The following is a 2,267-nucleotide window of genomic DNA, read 5'->3' as shown; positions in this document are numbered from 1 at the left end:
GGCCTGGGCCATGGAAGATGTGGGCATTGCTGAGGACCTGCGCCTGCGCCTGATGGAATCCTTCTACCAGACCGCTGACTGGATGCGAAACAAGGCCGACTGATATGGAAATCATGATCCTGCTGGGACTTGCCGCGATCATCATCGTGCTGCAAGTGGTATCGCTTATGCGCACGCGCGGCGGCGACATGGCCGAGCGCCTGGACCGTGTCGAACGCGAAGTGCGCCTGCAGCTGCAAGCCACCGCGCAAGCGCAGCGGCAGGAGATGGGCAATACGCTGACGCAATCCCATGCTGCGACGGTGCAGCAGCTCGACAGCATGCGCCGCCAGATCGAGGCGCTGACCGAATCGAACGCGCGACGCCTGCTGGAAGTGCGCGCCACGCTGGAAGTGAAAATCCGCGAGCTGCAAACCGATAATGGCGCGCGCCTGGAAGAGATGCGCAAGACCGTTGACGAGAAGCTGCATGCCACGCTGGAAACGCGTTTGAGCGAATCCTTCCGCCACGTGAGCGAGCGCCTGGAGCGCGTGCATCAGGGACTGGGTGAAATGCAGCAGCTGGCGCTCGGCGTCGGCGATCTGAAACGCGTGCTGACCAATGTCAAAACGCGCGGTACCTGGGGCGAAGTGCAGCTGGAGATGCTGCTGGAGCAGGTGCTCACGCCCGACCAGTATGCCAAGAATGTGGAAACCATCCCCGGCACCAATGCCCGCGTCGAATTCGCACTGAAGCTGCCGGGCCAGAAAGACGACGGCGCCCCGGTGTGGATGCCGATCGACGCCAAATTCCCGAAAGAGCAGTACGAGCGCTTGCTGGAAGCCGCCGAACGTGCGGACGCCGAGTCGGTGGCCGCTGCCGGCCGCGAACTGGAACGCGCGGTGCGCGGCGAAGCGAAGACCATCGCCGAAAAGTATCTGGCGCCGCCACTGACCACCGATTTCGCCATCCTGTTCCTGCCGACCGAAGGCTTGTACGCGGAAGTGATGCGCCGCCCCGGCCTGGCGGACGAGCTGCAGCGCGTGAACCGCATCAGCATTGCCGGACCGTCCACGCTGACGGCACTGCTGAATAGCCTGCAGATGGGTTTCCGCACGCTGGCGCTGGAAAAGCGCTCATCGGAAGTGTGGCAGGTGCTGGGGGCGGTGAAAACCGAGTTCGCGAAATTCGGCGATGTGCTGGCCGCGACCAAGACCACGCTGGAGCGCGCCGCCAAGAATATCGAGAATGCCGAAGTGCGCAGCCGCCAGATGGCGCGCAAGCTGAAGTCGGTGGAGGCGCTGCCCGCCGAAGCGGCGCAGCTGCTGATTGGCGGCGAACTCGATATGGGCGACGCCGACGCGCCTTAAACCAGGCCTTCGAACACGATCACGTCGACCAAATCGCCTTGTGCGACGCTGGCCTGTTCATCATGCAGCACCACCATGCAGTTCGCCTCGGACATCGAGCGCAGAATGCCGGAGCCCTGCGAGCCAGTGATGCTTACCTCGCGCACGCCATCCGGCGCGGTGGACAGAATGCCGCGCTGATACTCCGTGCGGCCCGGTTTCTTGCGAATCGCCGATGTCGAGCGCACGCGCAGCAGCTGGTCGCCCGCCGCTTCGGCGCCCATCATGCGCAGCAGCGCATTGCGGGCGAAGAAGTAGAAGGTCACCATCACTGCCACCGGATTGCCGGGGAGCCCGAACAGGAAGGCGTTATGGCCGTTGGAACTGATGCGTCCAAATGCCATCGGGCGGCCGGGGCGCATGCCGATCTTCCAGAACGTCACGTCGCCCAGTGTGCCCATGATCTGCTTGGTGTAGTCGGCCGCGCCGACCGAGACGCCGCCTGAGGTGATGATGGCGTCCGCGCATTCGGTGGCGGTGCGCAGCGTCTCTTCCAGCGTGGCCGGATCGTCTTTCACGCAGCCCATATCGATGATGTCGCAGCCCAGGCGCGTCAGCATGCCGTACAGGGTGTAGCGGTTGGAATCGTAAACGCAGCCCTCGCCCAGGGTTTCGCCGATCGAACGCAATTCATCGCCGGTAGAGAAAAAAGCCACGCGCAGGCGGCGCTGCACCGGCACTTCGGCCATGCCCAGTGATGCGATCAGGCCCAGATCTGCGGGCCGAATGATCTTGCCTTTCTTTAGCGCCGCGCTGCCCGCGGTGAGGTCTTCACCTTTGAAGCGGCGGTTGTCGCCGGTTCGCACGCTGCCTGGCGGGATGGTGACGCTGGTGTCGCTGATGTCCGCCGCATGTTCCTGGGGCAGCACTGTGTCGCAG

The 2,267-nt window shown here is 64.0% G+C and carries 2 protein-coding genes and 1 pseudogene; 2 read left to right on the top strand and 1 reads right to left on the bottom strand.

What is annotated here, in order from left to right:
* Nucleotides 1-103 (top strand): annotated as a pseudogene (locus AB4Z11_RS29895) (hemoglobin-like protein); the annotation flags it as partial.
* A gap of 1 nt (nt 104) precedes the next feature.
* Complete coding sequence (locus AB4Z11_RS29890; RefSeq protein WP_442029541.1) at nt 105-1,349, top strand: DNA recombination protein RmuC; 1,245 nt, start codon at nt 105-107, stop codon at nt 1,347-1,349.
* On the opposite strand, the gene AB4Z11_RS29885 is transcribed toward AB4Z11_RS29890, so the two are convergent.
* The coding region (locus AB4Z11_RS29885; RefSeq protein WP_442029539.1) for a molybdopterin molybdotransferase MoeA at nt 1,346-2,267 on the bottom strand (922 nt) is incomplete at its 5' end. The two genes, AB4Z11_RS29890 and AB4Z11_RS29885, sit on opposite strands and share 4 nt — an antisense overlap.

Origin of the sequence: Pseudoduganella sp. RAF53_2 (assembly GCF_052113985.1) — a bacterium.
Classification (GTDB): Bacteria; Pseudomonadota; Gammaproteobacteria; order Burkholderiales; family Burkholderiaceae_D; genus Rugamonas.
The sequence above is the reverse complement of the archived record's forward strand: the minus strand, read 5'-3'. Positions and strand labels throughout refer to the sequence as shown.

What these genes read in the sequence shown, in the direction of transcription:
- AB4Z11_RS29890 (WP_442029541.1), top strand. Translation starts at nt 105, where the DNA reads ATGGAAATCATGATCCTGCTGGGACTTGCCGCGATCATCATCGTGCTG.